Source organism: Mesorhizobium sp. M5C.F.Ca.ET.164.01.1.1, assembly GCF_004792125.1.
GTDB classification, from domain to species: domain Bacteria; phylum Pseudomonadota; class Alphaproteobacteria; order Rhizobiales; family Rhizobiaceae; genus Mesorhizobium; species Mesorhizobium wenxiniae.
Genome location: NZ_SRTG01000001.1, coordinates 1,569,814 through 1,592,416, shown reverse-complemented (window position 1 = coordinate 1,592,416; position 22,603 = coordinate 1,569,814). Strand labels below are relative to the sequence as shown.

At 63.5% G+C, this 22,603-nt stretch carries 22 protein-coding genes and 2 pseudogenes; 13 read left to right on the top strand and 11 right to left on the bottom strand.

Translation table 11 applies throughout. The features are described 5' to 3' along the window. Nucleotides 1-64 precede the first annotated feature (64 nt). Nucleotides 65-604 carry a hypothetical protein gene (locus tag EN807_RS07775; RefSeq protein ID WP_135934493.1) on the bottom strand — a complete coding sequence of 180 codons (540 nt, stop codon included), beginning with the start codon at nt 602-604 and terminating at the stop codon, nt 65-67. A 343-nt stretch (nt 605-947) separates the two neighbouring features. On the opposite strand from EN807_RS07775, the pseudogene EN807_RS36400 reads away from it, so the two are divergent. Both EN807_RS36400 and EN807_RS07765 read left to right on the top strand, forming a co-directional pair. Beyond that, nucleotides 948-1,157: pseudogene (locus EN807_RS36400) on the top strand (HlyD family type I secretion periplasmic adaptor subunit); the annotation flags it as partial. Next, on the top strand, nt 1,147-1,785 hold the full coding sequence (locus EN807_RS07765) for a ribbon-helix-helix domain-containing protein (protein ID WP_135934492.1): 639 nt from the start codon (nt 1,147-1,149) through the stop codon (nt 1,783-1,785). The pseudogene EN807_RS36400 and the gene EN807_RS07765, both read left to right, overlap by 11 nt. A gap of 365 nt (nt 1,786-2,150) precedes the next feature. On the opposite strand, the gene ugpC is transcribed toward EN807_RS07765, so the two are convergent. From ugpC to EN807_RS07720, 8 genes are all read right to left on the bottom strand, one after another. Continuing rightward, complete coding sequence (ugpC, locus tag EN807_RS07755; protein ID WP_135934491.1) at nt 2,151-3,209, bottom strand: sn-glycerol-3-phosphate ABC transporter ATP-binding protein UgpC; 1,059 nt, start codon at nt 3,207-3,209, stop codon at nt 2,151-2,153. Nucleotides 3,210-3,253: 44 nt separating this feature from the next. After that, on the bottom strand, nt 3,254-4,075 hold the full coding sequence (locus EN807_RS07750) for a carbohydrate ABC transporter permease (RefSeq protein WP_128239002.1): 822 nt from the start codon (nt 4,073-4,075) through the stop codon (nt 3,254-3,256). Continuing rightward, complete coding sequence (locus EN807_RS07745) at nt 4,076-5,077, bottom strand: sugar ABC transporter permease (RefSeq protein WP_246684031.1); 1,002 nt, start codon at nt 5,075-5,077, stop codon at nt 4,076-4,078. Continuing rightward, nucleotides 5,077-6,414 carry a sugar ABC transporter substrate-binding protein gene (locus EN807_RS07740; RefSeq protein ID WP_127316243.1) on the bottom strand — a complete coding sequence of 446 codons (1,338 nt, stop codon included), beginning with the start codon at nt 6,412-6,414 and terminating at the stop codon, nt 5,077-5,079. Before EN807_RS07740 ends, EN807_RS07745 begins: the two co-directional genes overlap by 1 nt. A gap of 63 nt (nt 6,415-6,477) precedes the next feature. Then, on the bottom strand, nt 6,478-7,137 hold the full coding sequence (locus tag EN807_RS07735) for a GntR family transcriptional regulator (RefSeq protein WP_135934490.1): 660 nt from the start codon (nt 7,135-7,137) through the stop codon (nt 6,478-6,480). A gap of 23 nt (nt 7,138-7,160) precedes the next feature. Then, complete coding sequence (locus EN807_RS07730; RefSeq protein WP_135934489.1) at nt 7,161-8,045, bottom strand: dihydrodipicolinate synthase family protein; 885 nt, start codon at nt 8,043-8,045, stop codon at nt 7,161-7,163. Between the two features lie 116 nt (nt 8,046-8,161). Then, nucleotides 8,162-9,481 (bottom strand): D-tagatose-bisphosphate aldolase, class II, non-catalytic subunit, encoded by a 1,320-nt coding sequence (locus EN807_RS07725; RefSeq protein ID WP_135934488.1) that lies wholly within the window; start codon nt 9,479-9,481, stop codon nt 8,162-8,164. Next, nucleotides 9,478-10,422, bottom strand: coding sequence for a sugar kinase (locus EN807_RS07720; RefSeq protein ID WP_135934487.1), 945 nt, complete (start codon nt 10,420-10,422; stop codon nt 9,478-9,480). The genes EN807_RS07725 and EN807_RS07720 overlap by 4 nt, the downstream gene beginning before the upstream one ends. 240 nt (nt 10,423-10,662) lie before the next feature. Between EN807_RS07720 and EN807_RS07715 the strand changes: the two genes are divergently transcribed. Beyond that, nucleotides 10,663-11,688, top strand: coding sequence for a LacI family DNA-binding transcriptional regulator (locus EN807_RS07715; RefSeq protein ID WP_135934486.1), 1,026 nt, complete (start codon nt 10,663-10,665; stop codon nt 11,686-11,688). Here the strand turns inward: EN807_RS07715 and EN807_RS07710 are convergent. Then, a pseudogene (locus EN807_RS07710) lies at nt 11,676-12,654 on the bottom strand (alpha/beta hydrolase). The gene EN807_RS07715 and the pseudogene EN807_RS07710 sit on opposite strands and share 13 nt — an antisense overlap. Before the next feature lie 16 nt (nt 12,655-12,670). Then, nucleotides 12,671-13,819 (bottom strand): Gfo/Idh/MocA family oxidoreductase, encoded by a 1,149-nt coding sequence (locus EN807_RS07705; protein ID WP_135934485.1) that lies wholly within the window; start codon nt 13,817-13,819, stop codon nt 12,671-12,673. A 166-nt stretch (nt 13,820-13,985) separates the two neighbouring features. Here EN807_RS07705 and EN807_RS07700 point away from each other — a divergent pair, with 166 nt between their 5' ends. The 10 genes from EN807_RS07700 (at nt 13,986) to EN807_RS07655 (ending at nt 22,572) form a co-directional block, all read left to right on the top strand. Beyond that, nucleotides 13,986-15,332, top strand: a complete 1,347-nt coding sequence (locus EN807_RS07700; RefSeq protein ID WP_135934484.1) for an ABC transporter substrate-binding protein — start codon at nt 13,986-13,988, stop codon at nt 15,330-15,332. 72 nt (nt 15,333-15,404) lie between these two features. Further along, nucleotides 15,405-16,268, top strand: coding sequence for a sugar ABC transporter permease (locus EN807_RS07695; protein ID WP_246684030.1), 864 nt, complete (start codon nt 15,405-15,407; stop codon nt 16,266-16,268). After that, a complete protein-coding gene (locus tag EN807_RS07690; RefSeq protein ID WP_135934482.1) occupies nt 16,265-17,101 on the top strand; it encodes a carbohydrate ABC transporter permease in 837 nt (278 codons plus the stop codon). Before EN807_RS07695 ends, EN807_RS07690 begins: the two co-directional genes overlap by 4 nt. Nucleotides 17,102-17,105: 4 nt before the next feature. Then, on the top strand, nt 17,106-17,927 hold the full coding sequence (locus tag EN807_RS07685) for a sugar phosphate isomerase/epimerase (protein WP_135934481.1): 822 nt from the start codon (nt 17,106-17,108) through the stop codon (nt 17,925-17,927). Between the two features lie 10 nt (nt 17,928-17,937). Further along, on the top strand, nt 17,938-19,014 hold the full coding sequence (locus EN807_RS07680) for a Gfo/Idh/MocA family oxidoreductase (RefSeq protein ID WP_135934480.1): 1,077 nt from the start codon (nt 17,938-17,940) through the stop codon (nt 19,012-19,014). Beyond that, nucleotides 19,014-19,832 (top strand): sugar phosphate isomerase/epimerase, encoded by an 819-nt coding sequence (locus tag EN807_RS07675; protein WP_135934479.1) that lies wholly within the window; start codon nt 19,014-19,016, stop codon nt 19,830-19,832. Before EN807_RS07680 ends, EN807_RS07675 begins: the two co-directional genes overlap by 1 nt. Continuing rightward, on the top strand, nt 19,832-20,665 hold the full coding sequence (locus tag EN807_RS07670) for an alpha/beta fold hydrolase (protein WP_135934478.1): 834 nt from the start codon (nt 19,832-19,834) through the stop codon (nt 20,663-20,665). The genes EN807_RS07675 and EN807_RS07670 overlap by 1 nt, the downstream gene beginning before the upstream one ends. Continuing rightward, on the top strand, nt 20,662-21,384 hold the full coding sequence (locus EN807_RS07665) for a ribulose-phosphate 3-epimerase (RefSeq protein ID WP_135934477.1): 723 nt from the start codon (nt 20,662-20,664) through the stop codon (nt 21,382-21,384). The genes EN807_RS07670 and EN807_RS07665 overlap by 4 nt, the downstream gene beginning before the upstream one ends. Next, a complete protein-coding gene (locus EN807_RS07660; protein WP_135934476.1) occupies nt 21,384-22,421 on the top strand; it encodes an ROK family protein in 1,038 nt (345 codons plus the stop codon). The genes EN807_RS07665 and EN807_RS07660 overlap by 1 nt, the downstream gene beginning before the upstream one ends. Further along, entirely contained in the window at nt 22,414-22,572 is a 159-nt protein-coding gene (locus EN807_RS07655) for a hypothetical protein (protein ID WP_210239969.1), read from the top strand. Before EN807_RS07660 ends, EN807_RS07655 begins: the two co-directional genes overlap by 8 nt. The last annotated feature ends 31 nt before the right edge of the window (nt 22,573-22,603 follow it).

The following is a 22,603-nucleotide window of genomic DNA, read 5'->3' as shown; positions in this document are numbered from 1 at the left end:
GGATTCCGAGCTGCCGTCACCTTGTTTGCAATGCCGATCGGCAGCGCGATGGCTGTGCCCCGAGCTAGAGATCCCGCTGCAGAGCACAAAGCCGTATGGCGAGCGCTTGGGAACGCTGTCGCGCTTCGCCGAGAAACGCAACATGACAGTAGGCGCAGGCTGCAGTGCCCAGAAGCAGCACCAGGCTGTTCTGCCATGTGAAATCGAGGATCAGCGAGAATGGATGGCCGCTGGGCGCGGTGAATGCCGCAATCGTGCTCGCTGTCTCAGAATGGCTGCCGGAAGCGATCATCAACCCGGCGAAAAGCAGAGCGACGTGGTTGGTAAGGAAGAAGAACGCGGCCGATTTTCTCGTCCGGCAAGCCATCCAGCAGATGATCGACGCGGCGGTCACGATGGCGGCATCAAGGACCATTGAACCGCCCAGATAGAGGTCGACCTGCTGCCAGAACATCGTCGACAAAGGGCGTAGTTCAAGCCAGATCCGCCACATGACGGGACTGGCCGGATAGGTTCCCAGCAGGAACGTCGCAGCTCGCTCCCCTGCCAGAATCAGAAGGATGAGAGCTGGAAAGGCAAAGAGCAGTAGCGGCTTGCGCGTCATGTTCCCTCGACAATCGATAAGCAGAATAGGCTGCAAAGATTGCGCGAGGCTTAATGGACGGCGCGCTCTTCCCGAATAGAGGCGCTTCTGAGCCACGACCCCGGTGAGTCGCGGCAAGCAACATTGATCATAGGCGCAGGCGTCCTTCCACAACGTAGCGAGCCGCCCGTTATGTGCCATTTTCGCTACATTCCCGAAACTTACCTGTTTTTAACCGGCGCTGAATCAATAAACCCTCACATATTCCAAGAATTTGGCGGATAAATCTGTCAAAGCTCGGTGAGAAGGCTTGGCCATATAAAAACGTACAGGGCAGAAGCGTGGGTGGGGTAGAAATGAATACGACAGCCTGGTCGATCAAAAAACGGGTGGGCCCTTTTACCAGGTACGTGTCGCGACAGACAAATCGACGCTCGAACGGGATGGCAAGGCTTTTTCCATCATCCCGGGCATGATCTGCTCAGTCGACATCAAGACGGGACGCAAGACGACCCTGGGTTACCTTTTGAAGCCGATCAACAAGGCGCGTCAGGAGGCTATGAGTGAGCGCTAGCGCCACCTCTCCCCCCACCAATCCTGATCCGCTACTCCTGCCGCTCGCCAACGAGGATTTTGCACTGGAATTTCGAGTTGTGGCGCGTGGCGGAATGCGCCGCGGGATCCGCCTGGAGCGTGCTTTTTGGATATCGCTGAAGCGGATGGCTGAGAGCCGGAAGTGCACGATCGGCATGCTGATCGATGAGATAGCCGGAACTCAGGCACAGAACGGCAACCTGACATCGGCAATCCGGGTAGCCTGCATACGCGGTCAGGCGGAGCAAAACGTGACGTTGAGTAAGCTCGCGTCAATAAGGACAATCAACGCCATACTGGTTGCCTGCCCCTCGCCTGCATTTGCCTTGACGTCATCGAAGAAGATCCTGACTTTCAATGTTCCGTTCCAGCAACTGGTGAAGCGCCAACTGCCTTCCGGACCAAACGACGATGCGCGGCACGACCTCAAGCTGGCGCTGGACCTCAACGTTGCCGACATTTTTGCGCGCCTCGACCTCGACGGCGACACTCCGGTCACCAGCGGATTTGTCATCGGCGCTGGCGAACGCCAGTACCGTGGTCAGTTGAGCGCCGTGCGGGCGCCGGTGATCGAGCCGGAGCTGCTGATAGCGTTCGTCTTCGGCTAGAGCAATTCCAGGAAAAGTGTGAACGGTTTTCCGTCCGGAATTGCGCAAAAACAAAGAGATAGAGCGGTTCCGGCAGTACTGAACGGCAATCCTGCAAGACGCGTTGTGTAATTTTTACGGGGATCACGCCTGCTCCGAACCTTCGCCAGCAGCAACCGTTGCGAAGCCGCCCTTGATGTCACAATCGCCAGCCAGCCGCTCGATCGCTACGCGGGGAACCGCCGCTTCAGCCAGTCGAGCATGAGGGCGGTGACCTCCTCAGGCTTCTCCTGCTGGGACCAGTGTCCGCAACCAGCGATCACATGATTCTTGCTGGCGAATGGGTTGGTTCGCTGACGCTGATTACCCCGGGGCGCCTGCGCCAATCACACACGCCGGCCGGTTTTCGCGTCGAACAGGTGGGCGCTGGCGCGATCGACTTCGATCCGCACCTGCGCGCCTTGCCTGAGCGGCAGCCGCTCGCGGAACAGGCAGGCAATTTCCTCGCCGGCGCAGTCGACCTTGGCGAAGATTTCCGAGCCCGTGGCCTCCAGAAGCGTGACCGTACCTTCCATGCCCTGGGCGGTTGCGCGGATATGTTCGGGGCGGATGCCGTAGACAAGTTCGCGTCCTGCAGCGTCAGCCGGGCGGGCACCTTCCGGCAGCGGCAGGATCAGCCCGCCGGCGCTGCGGAACACGCCTTCCTCGATGCGGCCGGCAATGAAGTTCATGGCGGGCGAGCCGATAAAGCCGGCAACGAAGAGATTGGCCGGCTGGTCGTAGAGGTCGAGCGGCGCGCCGATCTGCTCGACCAGGCCGTCATGCAGCACGACGATCTTGTCGGCCATGGTCATCGCTTCGATCTGGTCATGCGTGACATAGATCGTTGTCGTGCCCAGCCGCTGGTGCAGCGCCTTGATCTCGCCGCGCATCTGGACGCGCAGCTTGGCGTCGAGATTGGAGAGCGGCTCGTCGAACAGGAAGACCTGCGGGTCGCGCACGATGGCGCGGCCCATGGCGACACGCTGGCGTTGGCCGCCGGAGAGCTGACGCGGATAGCGCTCAAGCAGCTTTTCCAGGCCAAGGATATTGGCGGCATTCCTGACGCGGCCGGCGGTATCGGCCGGATCGGCTTTCTTGATCTTGAGGGCAAAGCCCATATTGTCGGCCACCGTCATATGCGGATAGAGCGCGTAATTCTGGAACACCATGGCGATGTTGCGGTCCCGCGCCCGCAGATTGTTGACCATCCGCTCGCCGATGATGATCTTGCCGCCGGAGATCGTTTCAAGTCCGGCGATCATGCGCAGCAGCGTCGACTTTCCGCATCCCGACGGGCCGACCAGGATGACGAACTCGCCGTCGGCGATATCGACGCTGACGTCGTGAATGATCCTGGTGGCTCCGAAAGCTTTCTGCACGTTGTTGATGGTTACCGATGCCATTGGATTTCTCCGGGAGAAGAGTGATGTCGAGCTGGAATGCGGCTTCAGCCGCCCTTGACCGCGCCGGCGGTCAGCCCGGCGACGATCTGCTTTTGCGCGAACATGGTCAGGACCAGCACCGGCAGCGTAACCACCAGTGCTGCGGCGGCAAGCGGCCCCCAGCTCACCTGCTCATAGGAAAGCATGTTGTAGACGGCGACCGGTAGCGTGCGCGTCTCGCGGCTGGCGAGCACCACGCCGAAGACGAAATTGTTCCACGAAAAGATGACGGACAGGATGAAGGCGACAACGATGCCCGGCTTGGCGATGGGCAGGGCGACCAGCCGAAATACCTGCCAGGAGCTGGCGCCGTCGATGTTGGCCGCCTCTTCCAGTTCCATCGGCGTGGTCTCGAAATAGCCGATCATCACCCAGACCACGATCGGCACCGTCACCACCAGGTGGATGATGATCTGCGGCCAGAGCGTTCCGAGGATCCCGATCCATTGGAACAGCAAAAACAGCGGGATGAGATAGGACAGCCCCGGCGTCATGCGGGCGATCATGATGACGATCGCCGATCTTTCAGCCTTGAGCCGCGCTATGCCATAGCCAGCCGGTACGCCGATCAGCAGCGCCAGCAATGTCGCCGTGCCCGTCACCAGAACCGAATTCCAGAGATAGAGCAGGAAATTGTTCTCCTCGAACACCTTTACATAGTTCGACCAGGCGAAACGTTCAGGGATCAGGATCGGCGGATAGGCGCCGTTGTCGATCTCGAATTTCAGCGACAGCGAGATCATCCAGAGGAAGAACAGGATCGCCGGCGAGACGATGACCAGAGCCGCGAAAAACAGGCCGATCTGGTTGAGCAGACGTGAGCTCATCTATTTGCCCTCCGCATCGTTCCACTGCGAGCGCTGGCGCAGCATCAGCAGAATGAAGGACAGCGCCACGATGACGATGAAGAACACCACGGCCATGGCCGAGCCATAGCCGATGTCGTAGTAGGAGAAGGCGGTGTTGTAGAGATAGATGTTGATGGTTTCGGACGCCGTGCCCGGTCCGCCCTGGGTCATCGCATAGATGATGTCGAAGCTCTTCAGCGCATCGATGGTGCGAATGATCAACGCAATCATCAGGAACGGCGCGATCATCGGCAAAGTGAGGTAGCGGAATTGCTGCCAGGCATTGGCACCGTCGATCTCGGCGCTCTCGAACGGCTCACGCGGTACCGAGGCCAGCCCGCCGAGCACGATCAGCATCACCAGCGGCGTCCACTGCCAGGTCTCGACCGCGACCAGCGAAGGGATGACCGTGTTGGCGTTGAAAATCCATTCCTGCGCCGGGATACCGACCAGCGATAGAAGGTAGTTGAGCACCCCGAGTTGGGGATGGAACATCATGGTCCAGACCAGCGCCACGGCAACTGGCGTCGCCATCATTGGCATGACGAAGACGCCGCGCAGCAGGCCGCGCAGCGGAAACCTGGCGTCGAAGATCAGGGCGGCAACAGTGCCCAGGAACATCGGCGCTGCCACCGAGAGGGAGGTGTAGGTCAACGTATGAACCAGGGATTCCCAGAATCGCGGGTCGCTGGCCAGACGGAGGTAGTTTTCCATCCCGGCAAAGCTCCGCGATTGGCCGAGCGTCCAGCGGTTGACGCTCATCCAGAGCGTGAAAGCCCAGGGAAAGACGATCACGGCGCTAACGACGACGAGCGCCGGAACGACGAAGGGCCAGTAGTTGGGAGCCAGCCGGATCGTCTGGCTCCCTTCGATGGCTTCCGTCGTCACCCCGGTGCGATCCGTCGTCACCCCGGTGCGGTCAGCCGTCACCCCGGTGCGGTCAGCCGTCACCCCGGTGCGTTCTGGGGCAATGGCGGACATCAGCCCTGCTCGCTCCTGTCGAGAACCGGCTGGAACTGCGCCGTGGCCTTCTTCAGCTCTTCGGCAGGATCGGCACCGGCAATCATGTTGGTCAGCGCCACGCCGTAGATGTCGCGGAACTCGGTAACCGGGATGATCACCGGCAGCGCCAGCCTGCTGATGTTACCGGACTGAACCACGGCATCGAGCCAGCTTGCCGGCATGGTGACGCCTTCGCGCACCTTGGGGTCTTCCAGCACCGACTTGCGGAAGGGCACGCCGGCACCGGCCTGGAGCAAGCGTGCGCCCATGACCGGGGATACCGCCCACTGACAGAACAGATAGGCAGCTTCCTTCTTTTCGCTGGAGGCGGTCACGCCGAGGCCGTCGCCAAACGTCCCGGAAGCATGCGCCTTGGGGCCCTTGGGCATGAGCCCATAGCCGACCTTGCCGACCACGCGCGACTTTTCGGGATTTTCCATCGGCGGGGCAAAACCCACGCCATCGAACCACATGCCGATCTTGCCTTGCAGAAAGGCGGACTGCGCTTCAGCCCAATTGAAGCCGGTGACGCCCGGAGGGGCGGACTTGGTCATCAGCCTCTGGTAGAGGGCAGCGGCCTCGATCGCCTCGGGCGTTTCGGTGCGCAGCTTGCCCTTGTCGTCGAGCGGCGTCATGTCGTAGCCGAGCATCAGCGACGTCCACACCGGCGTGTTGGCATTCTTGAGGCCGCGGGCGACGAAACCGAAAGTGTTGGTCGACGGATCGGTCAGCGCTTCGGCGGCGGCCACCAGTTGGTCGAACGTTTCAGGGTATTTGAGGCCCTTGGCCTCGAACAGCTCCTTGTTCCAGTAGACGATCCAGTAGTCCACGGAGAAGGGCAGCGACCGCAGCACGCCCTGACTGTCCTTGGCGAAAAGCATGCCAGCCTCGGCGAAATCGCTTTCGACCAGCCCAGGATCGGTCAGGGTCGGATCGGCCAGATAGCCGGCGATGTCGGCCAGCCAGCCACCCTTTTCGAACTGGCGCTTCTGCACGTGATAGCTGAGATGCACGACGTCGAAGCTCGGCTTGCCGGAACTCAGTTCGATCACCGTCTTCTGGCGCTGCTGTTGTTCCGGCGTCGCCTCGGCATTGACCTTGATGCCGGTCAGCTCCTCGAATTCGGCGATATATTTCAGGATGGTGTCGCTGCGCGGGCTTTTAACCAAATTGACGTCGAGCGTCGTGCCGGCAAAGCGCTTCCAGTCGACGCTGGCGGAAAAACTCGGGCGAAGGCCCGCCAGGCCCGCGGCGGCTAGCGCCGTGGTTCCTGCAAGGACTTGTCTTCTTGTTGGCTTAAACGGATTGGACGACATTTCTTCCTCCCTGGGTTGCTGTCGTTGTGGATAGCGTCGCGGGCAGCCGCGAACCATACGTCCTCAGATCTGGAGCGCCAACCGGCGCGCGTTGTCGATATGCCGGCTGATCGCCTCGACCGCCTTTTGCGGGTCGCGGCTCTCGAGCGCTTCGATCACCGTCAGGTGCTCCTGCATCACCGGCACGACGCGCCCGTCGATACGGAAACGCTCCTGGTGGATTAGCCTGATCTTTACCGAATTGACCAAATACGCCTTGGCGATGATCTCGTTGCCCAGCGCATCGATGAAGGTGTCGTGCATCGACCAATCGATGTTCTGGGCTTTGGCTTCCATTTCCGGCGTCGGCGCCTGCGACAACGCTTGAGCCAGCATGTCCTCATGTTCGCGCCGCAAACGAGCGAGTTCGGCGTCGGAGGCGTTGACGGTGAACAGCGCCACCGCTTCGCGCTCCATGAACAGGCGAAACTGGAAGGCCTCGCGGATCAGGCTGATATCGATATGGGCGATCTGCATGCCGCGCTGCGGGATGGTCATCAAAAGTCCCTCGGCCTCGAGACGCGGCACGATCTCGCGGATGGCGCCAAGCGGCAGCCCGGTAAAGGCAACCAGCTCACGCTGCGACACGAACTGTCCCGGTCGCAGATCGCGGGCCAGCAAATGCCGCGTGAAACTGGCATAAGCTCTTTCCCTGAGGGTTGCCGGTTCGCTGCTGTCGTTCATTTCAGCGCGCTTCCCTTTGCCGGTCAGGCCGGCTCTGTCGCAAACAGCCTGTCATAGGCGGCGGCAAGCTGTTGCCGCCCTTGCGAAGCGATCGGCTCCAGCGGCGGACGGACCCCCAGCCAGCGCTCGTCGCCGGTTTTGCGCGCCACCATGACCTTCACCGCCGGGATGACCGGATATTTGAGCAATTCGAGCACGAAGCTCTCGACGCGGGCATCGTCGCGCCCGTCCTCGGCCATGGCGCGGATTTCGCCGGTGACGAAATTGGCCATGCCGGAGATGGCGCCCTGCCCGCCCTGGCGCACACTTCTCGCCAGGTGCCGCTCGTCGCCGATCAGGATCACCAGGTCGCCATGGGCTCTTAGCAGCGCCTCGCTGTAGCTCCAGTCGCCACCCGAATCCTTGACACCGGCGACCACGCCGGGAAAGGCAGCACTTAGCCGACCGATCAGGCTGAGCGGGAGCGGCACCATGGTGACAGAGGGGATGTTGTAAAGCAGGACGCCGCGAGCCATCGGGCCGAGCGCGGCGAAGGCGGCGGAAAACCATCCGAACAACCCGTCCTCGCCGACATTCTTGAAGTAGCTCGGCGGAGCCAGCAGGATATTGCGGACACCGCACTGCAAGGCATGTCGCGCCTGTTCGGCGGCGTCTTCGGCCGCATCGACCATCACGCCGGCGACGAGCTGATGTGCCGGAATGCCGGCGGCCAGCATGGCCTCGGTAACAATCCGCCGCTCTCCCGTGCCCACCGAGGCGCCTTCCCCGGTGGTGCCGAAGAGCGTTGCGCTGCTGCAGCCGACGCCAAGGCAAGCCCGGGCCTGTGTGATCATGGGAGAGATGGCGATTTGCCCGGACGCCTCGAACGGCGTGGCGAGGGCGACCGAAAGACCAAAGCGCGAGGCCACTGCTATTCTCTCCAGAGATCAATGTGAACGCAGCACTAGCACACTAACATGTCAGTGCAAATTACGGCGACGCCCTTTTCGAAACAACATCGACATCTGACGTGTATGAGGGGGATTTAGGCGGATGCCGACTTTCCGGCAGCCGATCCCTGCTGTCCCGTCGCGTCCGCGTAGATATCGAGGACACGGGTGATGCTGCCGATCAGAAGGTTGTGCGCGAGGGGCTTGGCCCGGCCTGCCGCAACCTCAGCGTCGAGCTGCCCCAGATACTGGCTGATCAGAGGCCGGGGGATATCCTTCTCGCTCAAGACGTCCAGCAGCGCCTGCATTGCGCGCTGCGCCTCCGGCGTCGGCCAGTAATAGCGGATGCGGTCGCTGAACGAGAAATGCCGCTGCTCGCGCTGCTCTTCCGGAGTGCCCGGATAGTATTTCTGCCAATTTCCCGGCGACGCCAGCATGATGCGTTCCATCGCGGCAGGCAGGCTTTCGCGCGAAGGGTCCGGCGCGAGCATATCGGCGATATGGCTGAGCCCATACAGCGCTTCGCGAAGCGCGAAGGTCAGCCAGGGGCCGACCTTGAGGATGGCAAAACCGTCGCGAACGAGAGCGTTAAGCGCTTCGGCCGGCTGGTAGTCGGTCGAATGCGCTTCAAAAACGACTTTTGGCATGCGGTCGAGCACAGCCACGAGTTCGGTCGCCTTGGCTGGCGCATAGGGCATGATCTCGATGTTGCCGAATTCGACGCCGGGCTGAACGACGACGCCGACCGTACGGTCAAAAGCGGCTTCGAGGCCGGCACGGGAAAACGCCCGGGCGTGGACCTCGACGGTGCGCAAGGCATCGTCAGGCGCCGTCACATTCAGGTGGTCGAGCGCCTCCAGTGCACCGCCCGGCACCGGCACTTCGGTGCCGATGACGTAGACGGGCTTCTCGCTGCCGGCGCGCTCGACCGCCGCCTCGGCGATTGCTGCAAGTTCGGCCGCGCGAGCGGCGATCGTCTCATCGGCAAGCACGGCTGGATCATCGGCGCAGGCCATGCTCGTATCCAGATGCATCTTGGTGAAGCCGGCGCTCGCATAGGCATCGATCATCGCCCCCGCCTTCTTCATAGCGGCGGCCGCAGCCATGTGCTTCCACGGATTGGGTCCGAGATGATCGCCGCCAAGGACCAGGCGATCGACTGGGAAACCCGCTTTCAGCGCATGCGCCTCGACGAAGCTGCGGAAGCCGGCGGGCCTCATCCCGGTGTAGCCGCCCTCGTGGTTGACTTGGTTGCAGGTGGCCTCGATCAGCACATCCGCGTGCCGCGCGACGCCGTGGCGCAGGGCGGCCTCGATGACCAGCGGATGCGCCGAGCAGACCGAGGCGATGCCGCTTCTCTCGCCTGCGGCGCGCCTGGCCGCAATGTGCGCAAACCTTCGCGTCGCGTCACTCACTGCGTGTTCCCCCTGGCGATGAATGCCTCGACCGCTTCAAGCGGGAAAATGCCTTCCATCGGCCCCTTGCGGGTGACGGCAAGCGCACCGCAGGCATTGGCGATCCGCAGGGCTTCGGCAGGAGCCGCCCCGCGCAGCCAGAACGAGACGAAGGCAGCACCGAAACAATCGCCCGCGCCGGTCGGATCGACCTCGTCAACGGCAAAGCCTGACGAGGCGACCGCACCGTGATGATCATGATAAACGGCGCCGGCGGCACCTTTCTTGAGGACGATGCAGGACAGGCCACGGGCCAGCAATTCGTCGACCGCGCTCTTCTCGTCCTTCGCCGATGAAAACAGGAAGAGCTCTTCGCCGCTCGGCAGGAAGATGTCGGCTCGCGCCAGCACATGATCGAGCGCCCCGCGCATGCCGGACGCCTGCATGATCTCCCGGCGGATGTTCGGGTCGAAGGACACGGTTCCACCTTTGGCCTTGACAGTCTCGATCGCCGATAGCGCCACCGCGATGGCGCGGTCGGAAAACAGCGACGAACCCATGACATGGACGTGGTCGGCGCTAGCGAGCAAGTTTGTTGCCGCCCCGTCGGTCTCGATCCGGCCGGAGGCGCTGTTGCGGATGTTGAAGACGAAATGCCGGCTGGCGTCGGCCCGGTAGGTGACGAAGGCCGTGCCCGTTGCATGGCCCTTGTGTACCGCGATCGCCGAAACGTCGGCGCCCAGTGCCCGCAGCCGCTCTATATTCAGCCTGCCGAAATCGTCGTCGCCCACGGCGCCGATGAGACCAGCCGGCTGGCCGAGCGCCGCCGCCTGGCCGATGAAGATGGCAGGCGCTCCGGACGGGTAGGGCCCAAGCAGCGGACCAGGCTCGAGAAAGCTCTGGCCGATCCGCTCGGCCATGATCTCGACCAGAATCTCGCCGGCACTAACCAGCTTCCTCATCTCGCGGAATCCCTCTCGGCGTTTCGCCCGGCCTCGCTTCTAATGAACCGCGCGAGCACTTTCCGGGTGACATGAATTTCGAATTCGCCCACTGGGGGTGATAGGGCTTGTGCTTTTTCGCGTCAATTAATAAATTGACGCATGAAAACTATCGAAATTGTCTGTAAAGTTTCGCCTTGCAGTTGCGCGCTGGCGCACCGTATGTAGAAACCGGGCAGCGCTCGTGGCAGCGCGAGGGCTTTGATGTCGATGACACACAAGACGATGGAGGATTTTGCTCGCTCTTGCGGCGTCTCCAGGCCAACACTGTCGAAATATTTCGACGATCCGACCAGCGTCAAGCCGGCGACACGTCAGCGGATCGAGGTAGCGCTGCGCTCGTCCGACTACCAGCCCAATCTCTTCGCGCGCAACCTGAACCGCAAGCGGACCCGCAGCATCGGCATCGTGGTGCCGACGGTCGCCGATCCCTTCTATTCCGAGATGGTCAGCCGAATCGAACTCAGGCTGCGCGACGAAGGCTACTGGCCGATCGTGATCTCCTCGCACGGCTCGCGCGAGCTCGAAGTGGAAGCGACGCGAACCATTCTTTCGCTAAAAGTTTCCGGCGCGCTGATCGCGCCGCTCGGCCTGCGCTCCGACCATCGCACGCTGGAGAAGCTGACGCAGACGATACCGATCGTCTATTTCGACACCTATCTCGAGGGCGACACGCCATTCGTCGGCACCAACAACAGCCAGAGCGTCTCGACCATCGTCGATTATCTCTGTCGTTCCGGCACTGCCCCGGTCTATTTCGACATCCCGCACGTCAACCACAATTCGCGCGAACGCCTGGACAGCTATGTCGGCGCCATGCAGCGGCTCGGACATGAGCCTGTCATCATCGGCAATACCGATGACTACACCTGGGATTTCGAACGGATCGGCTATGAGCAGATGGAAGCGATGCTCGCCCGTGGCGGTCTGCCGGGCAGGACCATTCTGTGCGCCAACGACCGTCTCGCCTTCGGCGTGATGGCCGCCGCCTACTCGCAAGGCCGCAAGGTCGGCCGCAAGGGCGATTGCGACCTGCGGGTCGCAGCCCATGACGACCATCCGCTGAGCCGCTACACCTGCCCTGCCCTCACCACCATGGCGCAGGACTTTGCTTCCATGGCGGGACGCAGCGTCGAGACGCTGCTGGCCTTGCTGGACGAAGTCGACGCGGCAGTTGCCCCCAAGGTCAGTCTCGACGCGACGCTGGTAATGCGTCAGTCGGCCTGAGCGTTTCCAAAGACAGGATCGAAGCCGCGCCATGCGGCAACCGCCGCGCCAACCGCTTGCCGTGCCACCGGACCATGGCGGCCCATCGAAACGAAGCCGTGGATCTGGCCGGGCCAGCGCCGCAGGACGACCGGCACCTCGTCATCGTCCAGACGCTTCGCGTAGGCCTCGCCTTCATCGGCGAGGATGTCGTGACCCGCGATGGCGACAAAGGCCGGGGCTGCGCCGGCAAGGCTCTCGGCTTTGAGCGGCGATACGCGCCAGTCGCCAATGTCCCTGGCATCGCGGATGTAGTGGTCGCGGAACCAGGCCATGGTCGCCGCGGTGAGACCATAACCGTCGGCAAAGTGGCGATAACTGTCCGCCGCCTGCGAGGCGTCCGTGTTCGGATAGAACAGCAGTTGCGCAGTCGGCGGGTTCTTGTCGCCGCGCGCAAGCAGGCAAAGCACGGTAGCGAGATTGCCCGCCGGCGCTGTCGCCGGCGACAGCGATTCGTTCTGCGTCGATGCCGAGATCGCCCGCGCCGTCCTGCATGAAGGAAAGTGCGGCGCGGCAATCTTCGATGGCTGCCGGAAATTTGTGTTCCGGCGCCAGCCGGTAATCGGGAGAGACGACGACGCAGGCCGCCATATTGGCAAGCCACCGGCAAATCTCGTCATGGGAGTCGAGATTGCCGATCACCCAGCCGCCACCATGCAGATAGAGCAGCGCCGGGGCAGCGGCCCCGCTCACGCCGTGTCCGCGATAGATCCTGAGCGTCAACGGGCCGCCGGGTCCGGTGATGGTGCGCTCGGTTAGTGAGCCGACCGGCTCGCGCTCGCCCTGGAGTGCCGGAAAGCCCTGCTCATAGGCGCGGCGCGCTTCTTCGGGCGTGCCGGCTTCGAATGGCGGGGCAGCCGCCTGCCGGTCGAGGTCGAGCACGTGCCGGACCTCCGGATCGAGCAAGGGCGAAAGCGATGTCGTCATCGTAGGCGCTCCGATATCAGGCAAGCAGGCTAACCGCTTCGTCCTCCTGGAGGAGCTGCGGCTGATCGACGGTTGCGTTGACGGCGACGGACTCGCGGCTCGCTCCCGAAGCAAGAATCGCTTCCATAGTCTCCAGTACATGCAGCGCAAGATCGCCGGACGCACGCGGCTTTCTTCCGGTTGCCAGTGCGCGCGAAAGGTCGGCGACGCCGAGCATTCGGTAGTTGGCTCGGTCCGGCGCGGCATAGGGCCAGTTGCGCGCGCCATAGAGTTCGCTCTCACTGTGGAAGTCGGCCCAGTCGGCCCCACGTTCCGACAGCGAGACGGTGCCGCCGAACGTGTCCGGATCGGGCAGCCTGAGCGAGCCTTCGGTCCCATGCAGCTCGATCGGATGGTTAGAGTGCCTGAAGACATCCCAGGAGGCAGCGAAGGTGACGGTGGCGCCCGAGCGGAACTCCAGCAGCGACAGGATGTTGGTCGGTGTGCCGACCTTGAAGCTGGTGTTCCGATGGGGGCCTTCGGCAGTGATCAGCCGCTCCTCCTGGCCTCGCGTCGCCATCGCCATCACGCGGGCCACCGGCCCGAGCAAATTAACAAGCATCGTCAGATAATAGGGCCCCATGTCGAAGACCGGTCCGCCGCCCGGCTGATAGTAGAATTGCGGATTGGGATGCCAGTGCTCCATGCCGCGCCCCATCATGAAGGCGGTGCCGGTCACCGCGCGGCCGATTGCGCCCTCATCCATGAGGCGGCGTGCCCGCCGTCCGGCGGCGCCGAGGAAAGTATCCGGAGCCGAACCCAGCAGCAGCCCGCGTTCCGCTGCCTCGGCGACAAGGCGCCGGCCGTCGCTGGCCGAGGTCGCCAGCGGTTTTTCGGTGAAGACGTGCTTTCCCGCCGAAAGCGCCGAAAACGAAATGTCGAAATGCGCTGCCGGGATGGTCAGGTTGAGGACGAGGTCGATCTCGGGATCGGCCAGGAGCGCTTCGACGCTGACCGCCCGCATACCGTATTCGCTCGCACGCAGCGCCGCCATGTCGGGCGATATGTCGGCGCAGGCGCGCAGCTCCACGTCACCGAACAGAGCTGCATTGCGCAAATAAGTCATCGAGATGTTGCCGCACCCGACAACGCCAATGCCGAGCTTAGCTGCTGATTTTCCTCGCATTTTCTACTTCACCTCCCGACGTCGCATCGCTCTGGCTGTACCGATGCACCAGCAACGGATCAGATTCGAAAGCCGCTTTACAGCATTTTAAATGTTGACGCGCGTAAAATTTTTATGGAACATGCGGAAATGCTGGCTGGGAGGCTGCCAGCGCAAGGAGGAGAAAATGACTGACATCAAAAAAGGGCCGGTCTCCGGCTCGAAGCCTGCGGCGCATGTGACGATCGCCGACCGCCGGCAGTTTCTCGTCGGCAGCGCCGGCCTACTGGGCGCGGCAACACTTGGCCTCGGCACCGGGCTGGGCGTCCGCCGGGCTCGCGCACAGTCGCGGGCCGAAATCAGCTTTGCCAGCGCCGCTTTCTTCGGCAAGGAGACTTTCGGTGACCTGATCAAGGCCTTCAACGAATCGCAGGACCGCATTCTGGTCAAGAACATCGAGCTGCCGCCGCCGAGTTCCTCGACGGAAGTCTACCAGGGCCTCGTCCAGCAACTCGCCCGGCGCACCGGCACGCCTGACGTCTTCAGCCAGGACGTGATCTGGATCGCCGGCTTTGCCGCCGCCGGCTGGGCGCTGCCGCTCGACGAATACTTTCCGGCGGACAAGCGCAGCGCCTACTTCTCCGGAACCCTCAATGCATGCACCTATGACGGCAAGCTGACTGCCCTGCCCTGGTTCATGGATTCGGGCATGTTCTATTACCGCAAGGACGTGCTGGATAAGCATGGCGGCAAGGTGCCGGAAAACTGGGCCGACATGGCGACCATCGCCGCCGCCGCGCAGAAGGCCGGCGACGTCGATTTCGGCTATCTCTGGCAGGGCAAGCAGGCCGAGGTTCTGGTCTGCGACGCCGTCGAGATCATCACCTCCAACAATGGCGCTATCCTGGCGCCCGACGGCAAGTCGTCGCTGATCAACCAGAAGGCGGCGGTCGACGCGATCCAGTTCCTGCACGACACCATCGCCACGACCAAGATCAGCCCGCAGGACGTCCTGTCCTGGGACGAGGAGCCGTCGCGCCAGCCGTTCACCTCGGGCAAGGCGATGTTCATGCGCAACTGGTCCTATGTCTATCCGATCGCCCAGGACGCCAAGGCTTCCCAGGTAGTCGACAAGGCCGGCGTCGCGCCGCTGCCGTCCTTCCCCGGCGGCAAGAGTTCGGCCTGTCTCGGCGGCTATCAACTGGGCGTCAACGCCAACTCGAAGCAGCGCGAAGCCGCGATCGAGTTGCTGACCTGGCTGTCGTCGACCGAAACCCAGCATCGCATCGCCCTAAACTTCGGCCTCGCGCCGACGCGCCCGGCGCTGCTCCAGGACGAGAAGATCAAGACCGAACAGCCGTTCATGGCGAGCCTCGAGAAAGTGTTCACCGGCGCCACCGCCCGGCCGATCACGCCCGAATATGCGAAGGTGACGCTGGCCTTGCAGTCGGGCATCTCCAAGGCGCTGGTCTCAGGCAACGTCCAGGCCGAGATGGACGCGCTGGCGACGCAAATCGACCAGATCGTCGGCTGAACCGTGACCGCGGCGGCCACTGTTCCTGGCATTGGCCGGCCGCGGCGGTTTGGCAAGGCGCTTCCAGTCTCATTGTGGGCCTTGCTCCTGTTGACACCGGCTTTCGTGTCGCTGGCGTCGGTTTCCTTCTACCCGATCATCAACGGGCTTTATCTCTCGCTCACCAACACCTCGCTGATCACCCAGGAGAACGAGTTCTCGGGCTTCTCCAACTATGTGCAGCTATGGGGTGACGCCCAATTCTGGAATGCCTGGTGGCACACGATGTGGTTCACCACGGCATCCACGATACTGGAGACCGTCATCGGGCTCGGCATGGCGCTCATCCTGTGCGAGGCCTTCAAAGGACGCGGCCTGGTTCGCGCCGCCATGCTGGTTCCCTGGGCGATGCCCACCGTCGTCACCTCCAAGATGTTCGGCTGGCTGTTCGACGGCCAGAACGGCATCATCAATTATATCCTGTTGCATGCCGGGCTGATCGACCAGAACGTCAACTGGTACGGCTCGCCCGACACGGCGATGACGACCATCATCATCGCCGATGTCTGGAAGACCACCCCGTTCATGGCGCTATTGCTTTTGACCGGGCTGCAGACAGTGCCCAATTCGCTGATCGAGGCGGCGCGCATGGATGGCGCAAAAGGCTGGACCACCTTCTGGTACATCCGTCTGCCGCTGCTGGTGCCGACATTGCTGATTGCCGGCCTGTTCCGCGCACTCGACGCCTTTCGCGTCTTCGACCTCGTTTACGTGCTGACCGGCGGCGGCCCGGCCGATTCGACCGAAACGCTGTCGACGCTGTCCTACAAGGTGCTCTTCTCGACGCTGCAATTCGGCTATGGCTCCGCCGTTTCGACGGCGATGTTCGTCACCGAAGGCATCATCGCACTGGTATTCTGCCTCTATCTCATCAGGCAGATCAGGAGGGCGCAATGAACAACGCGCGTTCACCGCTGCAGACGATCGCGATCTATCTCGGCGCCCTGCTGATCCTGGTCTGGTCGGGTGGCCCTTTCATCTGGCAGTTCTCGACATCGTTCCAGCTCGACAAGGCGCTGACGTCAGGCTCGCCATCGCTGATCCCCGCGCCTTTTACGCTCGAGCACTACTACAACGCCTTCATCGAGAAGCAGCTGCACCGCTATGTCTGGAATTCGCTGGTGGTTTCGCTGGCCACGACGTTCCTGTGCCTCTTCGTCGGATCGCTGGCCGCCTTCGCGCTGTCGCGGCTCAACGTCAAGGGCCGCTTCGGCATCCTGATGGTCATCCTTTCCGTGTCGATGTTCCCGCAGATCGCGCTAGTCGGGCCGCTCTACCTGGTGGCGACCAATCTCGGCCTACTCGATACCTACACGGCGCTGATTATAACCTACCTGGCGCTCGGGCTGCCGCTCGTCACCTGGGTGCTGTTCGGCTATTTCGAAACGCTCCCGCGCGAGATCGACGAGGCCGCGCGCATGGACGGCGTCAGCGTTCCCGGCCTGCTCTGGCACATCATCCTGCCGATGTCGCTGCCCAGCCTCGTGACCACAGGCCTGCTCGCCTTCATCACCGCATGGAACGAATTCCTGTTCGCCCTCGCCTTCACCTCCAACATCGATCGCCAGACGATCCCTGTCGGCATCGCCAATTTCACCAACCAATATTACGTGCCCTGGGGCGACATCGCCGCAGCTTCGGCAGTCGTCACCGTCCCTTTGATCGTGCTGGTGCTGTTCTTCCAGCGCCACATCATCGAAGGGCTGACGCAGGGCGGCATCAAGGAATGAAAGGATGAACGTGAAAGACCTGAAAGTCGGCTGCCAGACCTTTACCTGGGAAATGCTCGGAGACGGTTTTGCCGGCGGTCCGGACGATCTGCTCAAAGCGATCGCTGACGGTGGTTATGCCGGCATCGAGATCACCGACACGATGATCGGCCGCTATGCCGACAGGCCGGCGGAATTCGCCATGGCGCTGGAGTCGGCTGGCTTGACGCTCGTCTCCTTCGCTTTCGGCTCGAATAGCGGCTTTACGCTGAAGGACAATATCGGCGCCGACCTCGAGACGGCGCAGCGCTGGATCGATTTCGCCGCTGCATTCCCCGGCGCCCTCGTCTCCATGGGTTCGGCCACCGTCGTGTCCGACGGCCCGCGTAACGACAAGTTTGCGATCGCTGCGGAGTTCTACAACAAGGCCGGCGAACTCGGGCGAAAGGCCGGCGTCGACATCGCTGTCCACCCCAGTTCCCACCACAACACGCTGCTGTTCGACCGTGCCGACTATGATCGGATTTTCGCACTGATCGATCCGTCGCTCGTCGGCTGGGTGCCCGACACCGGCCACATATTGCGCGGCCATCAAGACATGGCAGATACGCTCACCGCCTACCGCGATCGCATCCGCTACGTGCATCTGAAAGACGTCGACGCCAGCGGCACCTGGGCTATGCTCGGCAAGGGCGTCTGCGACATCCAAGCGGTGATCGATATCGCCAGCGCCGCACCTCGTTTCAACGGCTGGCTGGTGCTGGAAGAAGAATCCGAGACTGCCGCCGCCGATCCGGCCGCCGCGGTCAAGACCAACCGCCAGGCCATGCGCGGCTACGGCGCGTGAGGAAGAGACCATGATCCGAAAGCAAGACCGTCGCCTTCGTGTCGGCGTGCTCGGCTGCGGGCCGATCGCGCAATTCGCCCATCTCGAATCCTGCGTGAAGGCCAGGAACGCCGATCTCTATGCGATCTGCGATGCCGCCCCCGATCTTCTGGCGCGCATGGGCGCGACCTATGAACCCGAAAAAATGTATGGCGATTACGATGAGATGCTCGCCGACCCGCAACTGGAGGCGGTGATCGTCGCGACCTCCGACGCCTACCACGTGCCGATGTCGATCAAGGCGCTCAAGGCCGGCAAGCACGTGCTGTGCGAAAAGCCGATCGGCGTCTCGGTCGAGGAAGGAGAGATGCTCGCCGATGCGGTCAGGCGCTCCGGCAAGGTGCTGCAGGTCGGCCATATGAAGCGCTTCGACCCGGCGCTGGAAGCGGCGCGCGATTTCGTCCGGGACGAGATCGGCGAGATCCTGGCGCTAAAAGCCTGGTATTGCGATTCCACTCACCGCTACACCAACACCAACGCGGTCCAGCCGCTGCCGGTCACCAGCAAGCTGGCGCGCAAGCCGGGCGGCAATCCGAAGGCCGATCTCAGGCAGTATTTCATGCTCGCGCACGGCTCGCACCTCGTCGACACCGCGCGCTTCCTGTGCGGCGAGATCGTTGCCGTGCGCGCCCGCCTCAACGAACGTTTCGGCGCCTATTGCTGGTTCGTCGAAACCGAATTCGCCAATGGCGCGCTCGGCCATCTCGACCTCACCGTGGCTGTCCGCATGGACTGGCACGAGGGTTTTCAGCTCTATGGCGAAAACGGCTCGGCGATCGCGAAGACCTTCAATCCCTGGTATTTCCGGGCGAGTGAGGTCGATATCTTTCACGAGAAGGATGCGACGTCGCGAAGGCCGCTCGGCGCCGACGGTCATTTCTTCAGGCGGCAGCTCGAGGGCCTCGCCGACACGGTGCTCGACGGCGCGCCGCTGCGCGGCGCCGATGTCGAGGACGGCCTCGCCTCGATCCGCGCCATGGTGGCGATCGCCCGCTCGGTCGAAAGCGGTGAGCGCGTCGAGATTGCCAGCGTCACGGGAGCGGTCTGATGCAGATCGGGGTGTTCGCCAAGACCTTCCCGGGCAGCGAGCCGGCTGGCGTGCTGGCAGCGGTCCGCGACGCGGGATTTGCCGTCACCCAGTTCAACCTTGCCTGCGCCGGCCTGCCGTCGATGCCGGACGCGGTGCCGGAAGACGCCATTCATGCCATCTCGGCCGCGTCAAATGCTTGCGGTGTCGCGCTGGTGGCGCTCTCCGGCACCTACAACATGGCCCATCCCGACAGCGCTATGCGCGACGACGGCCTGCGCCGGCTTGGCGTGGTCATCAAGGCTGCGGCATCCCTGTCCGTTCCCTTGGTCACCTTGTGCACGGGAACGCGCAACGCGGACGATCAGTGGGCGTATCACCCGGACAATGCCGACCCTGGGGCATGGGACGACATGGCGGGCGAGATGGAAAAGGCGCTGCAACTCGCCGAGCGCCACGGTGTCGATCTCGGCATCGAGCCCGAACAGGCCAACATCGTCACCTCGGCGTCGGACGCGACGCGCCTCATCGCCGAGATTGGCTCGAAACGGCTGCGCATCGTGCTCGATCCGGCCAACCTGTTCGAGCAGGCGAGCCCGGCCGAAGCACGCGACATCGTCGCCGCCGCCGTCGAACGCACAGCGGGCCACATCGCCATGGCCCATGCCAAGGACCGTTTCGCCGACGGCCGCTTCACTACGGCCGGTCGGGGTGTCGTCGACTTTCCGGATTTCGTCGCCAGGCTGAAAGCATCGGGCTTTGACGGACCGCTGGTCACGCATGGCCTCTCGGCCGAAGAGGCACCCAGCGTTGCCCGCTTCCTCAAAGGGCTGGTGTGATGGCGCGCCTGGCCACGCTGCTTCGCGATGACGCCACGCTTCGGATTTCCGATAGTGGCGACGGGCTTGCGGTCGTCTTTCAGCACGGGCTGGGCGGTGGCGAGGCGCAGGTCGCTCAGGCTTTCCCTTCCGGGCCGGGGTTGCGGCGCATCACGCTGGAATGCCGCGGACACGGCGCCTCGGGACTGGGCAGCCCCCGGCCGTTTTGCCTGAGCATGTTCGCGGACGATGTTGTTGCCGCCGCCGATCAGGCCGGCCTCGATCGTTTCGTCGCCGGCGGCATTTCCATGGGCGCCGCGATCGCCATGCGCCTGGCCTGCCGTCATCCGGACCGCGTCGCGGGTCTTCTCCTGGTGCGGCCGGCCTGGATTTTCGACAGCGCGCCGGTGAACCTGCGGCCGATCGCCGAGGTTGCCAGGCTTATCCTGGACCACGGCGCCGACAAGGCGAGGGCGATCTTCGCGCAATCGGAAACCGCCGCGCGCCTGCAGCGTGAAGCACCCGACAACCTTGCCTCGCTGTTCGGCTATTTCGACCGGCCGGATGCCGCGCCATTCGCGCAGGTCCTCGCCGACATTGCCGCCGACGGCCCGGGCGTTTCGGCGAGTGACGCCGCTGCCCTTGGTATCCCCACGCTGGTCATCGGCAATGCCATGGATGCGGTGCACCCGCTCTCGGCGGCCCATACGCTCGCCACAGCCATTCCCGGCGCGACCTTTGCCGAAATCCATCCCAAGGCGCTCGACAGCGTCAGGCATTTCGCCGAGCTGCAGGCTGAGATCACGACCTTCCTTCACGCCTACTCGAATTTCCGGAGCCTCGTTCCGTCATGACGACCAAATCCTTGTCCGGTCCCGACGCCATCGCCGCCCTGCCGCGCAACCGGCTGCTCGGCGAATTTTCCTTGTGGTCGGCCGACCTTGCCAATATGGAGCGCGACCTAAAGCGCATAGAACCTCACGTCGACCTCCACCACATCGACGTCGCAGACGCCCGCTTCACCCCCGGCTTCCTGTTCTTCCCGGATCTGGTAGCGCGGATCGCCGGGCTGACGGCAAAACCGATCCATGTGCACCTGATGGTCGAAGCCGAGATCGTCGAGGAGCAGACGCGTCAGTTCATCGATGCCGGTGCCGACCTGGTCAGTGTCCACGCCGAAAACGGCGAAGCCGGCCTGCGCGCCGTGCGGCTGGCGCATGCGCTCGGCGCCGAGGCCGGCGTGGTGCTCAGGCTCGAAACGCCGGTCGCCGCAGTCACGCCTTTCCTGTCGCAAGTGGCGTTTGTGACGCTTCTCGGCACATCCATCGGCGTCAAGGGCCAGAGCCTTTCCGAGCAGGCTTGCTCCCGCCTGATTGAGGCACGCTCGCTGATGCAGCAAGCGGGTCGTGAGACCGACATCATCCTGGCTGCCGACGGCGGCATCCGCCACGAGACGGTGCCGCGCCTGCGCGCCGCCGGCGCCGAGACGGTGGTGCTCGGATCGCTGGCGTTCGGCGACCCCGACCTCGCGCAGCGCATGGCCTGGCTGCATGGGCTGAAGGTCGCCGCCTGATGACAAGACTGGCCCTCGCCTTCGATCTCGGCGGAACGGAGCTGCGCGGCGCGCTGGTCGAGAGCGGCGGCCGCATTGTCGCGCAGGTTTCGGCGCCGACGATGGCGATCGCGGGATCGGATGCGGTGATCGGCCAGATCATCGCACTGGCCGGGGTTCTTCTGACACAGCGCCCACAGGCGGATGTCGCCGGGATCGGCATCGGCGCGCCGGGACCGCTCGACCCCAAGGCCGGCATCGTGATCGCGCCGCCGACGCTGGCCGGCTGGCACGACGTGCCGTTGATCGACATTCTTGGCAAGCATTTCGGCCTGCCGGTACGGCTGGAAAACGACGCCAACGCGGCCGCCCTTGGCGAATGGCGCTTCGGCGCCGGCCGAGGCAGCGGCTCCCTGGTGTTCGTCACCGTGTCGACCGGCATCGGCGGCGGGGTCGTTGCCGACGGCCACATCTATCACGGCCGGCGCGGCCTGGCGGCCGAGATCGGCCACATGACCATCACCGGCGAGGGCGATCGCTGCTTCTGCGGCGCCGTCGGCTGTTTCGAGGCGGTCGCATCCGGAACCGCGCTCGGGCGCCGTGCCACGGCGCTGACAGCGCCGGGCGACGGCTCCCTGCTCAGGCGCCTTTCGGCAGACGGCGACGTTTCGGCCAGGCACGTCGTCGAAGCCGCACGTGCCGGCGATATCAGCGCGCTCGAATTGATCGAGGCGGAGGCGAAGTGGCTCGGCATCGGCTTCACCAACCTGCTTCATCTCTATTCGCCGGACCTGATCGTCATGGGCGGCGGCCTCGCCAATGGCTTCGACCTGTTGGCTTCAACCATCAGGGCAACCGTCGAGCAGCGGGCGATGCCGGCCTACCGGGATGTGCCGATCGTGCCGGCGCAGCTTGGCGACCGCGCAGGCCTGATCGGCGCGGCCAGCCTGATCCTGTGGGAAGGCGAACCGGGCGCGCCATTGGCGATGGCGCAGGACGAGGACAACAAAGACGGCGCGACTGAGCGTGCCGGCGCCAGGGAGACAAGCCATGGCTGAGCTCAAGCTGCGCGGTGCGCGCAAATCCTACGGGTCCGTCGAGACCATCAAGGGCCTTGATCTTGATGTCTGGACTGCGAATTCGTCGTCCTTGTTGGCGCGCTGCATTCGGCGTGAGCGGCGGACTCATAGCCTGAAGCCAGACAACTGACGACGCCGGTATCAAGCTGCTCCGACCTCCT

What these genes read in the sequence shown, in the direction of transcription:
- EN807_RS07775 (WP_135934493.1), bottom strand. Translation starts at nt 604, where the DNA reads ATGACGCGCAAGCCGCTACTGCTCTTTGCCTTTCCAGCTCTCATCCTT.
- ugpC (WP_135934491.1), bottom strand. Translation starts at nt 3,209, where the DNA reads ATGGCATCGGTAACCATCAACAACGTGCAGAAAGCTTTCGGAGCCACC.
- EN807_RS07750 (WP_128239002.1), bottom strand. Translation starts at nt 4,075, where the DNA reads ATGAGCTCACGTCTGCTCAACCAGATCGGCCTGTTTTTCGCGGCTCTG.
- EN807_RS07745 (WP_246684031.1), bottom strand. Translation starts at nt 5,077, where the DNA reads ATGTCCGCCATTGCCCCAGAACGCACCGGGGTGACGGCTGACCGCACC.
- EN807_RS07740 (WP_127316243.1), bottom strand. Translation starts at nt 6,414, where the DNA reads ATGTCGTCCAATCCGTTTAAGCCAACAAGAAGACAAGTCCTTGCAGGA.
- EN807_RS07735 (WP_135934490.1), bottom strand. Translation starts at nt 7,137, where the DNA reads ATGAACGACAGCAGCGAACCGGCAACCCTCAGGGAAAGAGCTTATGCC.
- EN807_RS07720 (WP_135934487.1), bottom strand. Translation starts at nt 10,422, where the DNA reads ATGAGGAAGCTGGTTAGTGCCGGCGAGATTCTGGTCGAGATCATGGCC.
- EN807_RS07705 (WP_135934485.1), bottom strand. Translation starts at nt 13,819, where the DNA reads ATGCGAGGAAAATCAGCAGCTAAGCTCGGCATTGGCGTTGTCGGGTGC.
- EN807_RS07700 (WP_135934484.1), top strand. Translation starts at nt 13,986, where the DNA reads ATGACTGACATCAAAAAAGGGCCGGTCTCCGGCTCGAAGCCTGCGGCG.
- EN807_RS07690 (WP_135934482.1), top strand. Translation starts at nt 16,265, where the DNA reads ATGAACAACGCGCGTTCACCGCTGCAGACGATCGCGATCTATCTCGGC.
- EN807_RS07685 (WP_135934481.1), top strand. Translation starts at nt 17,106, where the DNA reads ATGAACGTGAAAGACCTGAAAGTCGGCTGCCAGACCTTTACCTGGGAA.
- EN807_RS07680 (WP_135934480.1), top strand. Translation starts at nt 17,938, where the DNA reads ATGATCCGAAAGCAAGACCGTCGCCTTCGTGTCGGCGTGCTCGGCTGC.
- EN807_RS07675 (WP_135934479.1), top strand. Translation starts at nt 19,014, where the DNA reads ATGCAGATCGGGGTGTTCGCCAAGACCTTCCCGGGCAGCGAGCCGGCT.
- EN807_RS07670 (WP_135934478.1), top strand. Translation starts at nt 19,832, where the DNA reads ATGGCGCGCCTGGCCACGCTGCTTCGCGATGACGCCACGCTTCGGATT.
- EN807_RS07665 (WP_135934477.1), top strand. Translation starts at nt 20,662, where the DNA reads ATGACGACCAAATCCTTGTCCGGTCCCGACGCCATCGCCGCCCTGCCG.
- EN807_RS07660 (WP_135934476.1), top strand. Translation starts at nt 21,384, where the DNA reads ATGACAAGACTGGCCCTCGCCTTCGATCTCGGCGGAACGGAGCTGCGC.
- EN807_RS07655 (WP_210239969.1), top strand. Translation starts at nt 22,414, where the DNA reads ATGGCTGAGCTCAAGCTGCGCGGTGCGCGCAAATCCTACGGGTCCGTC.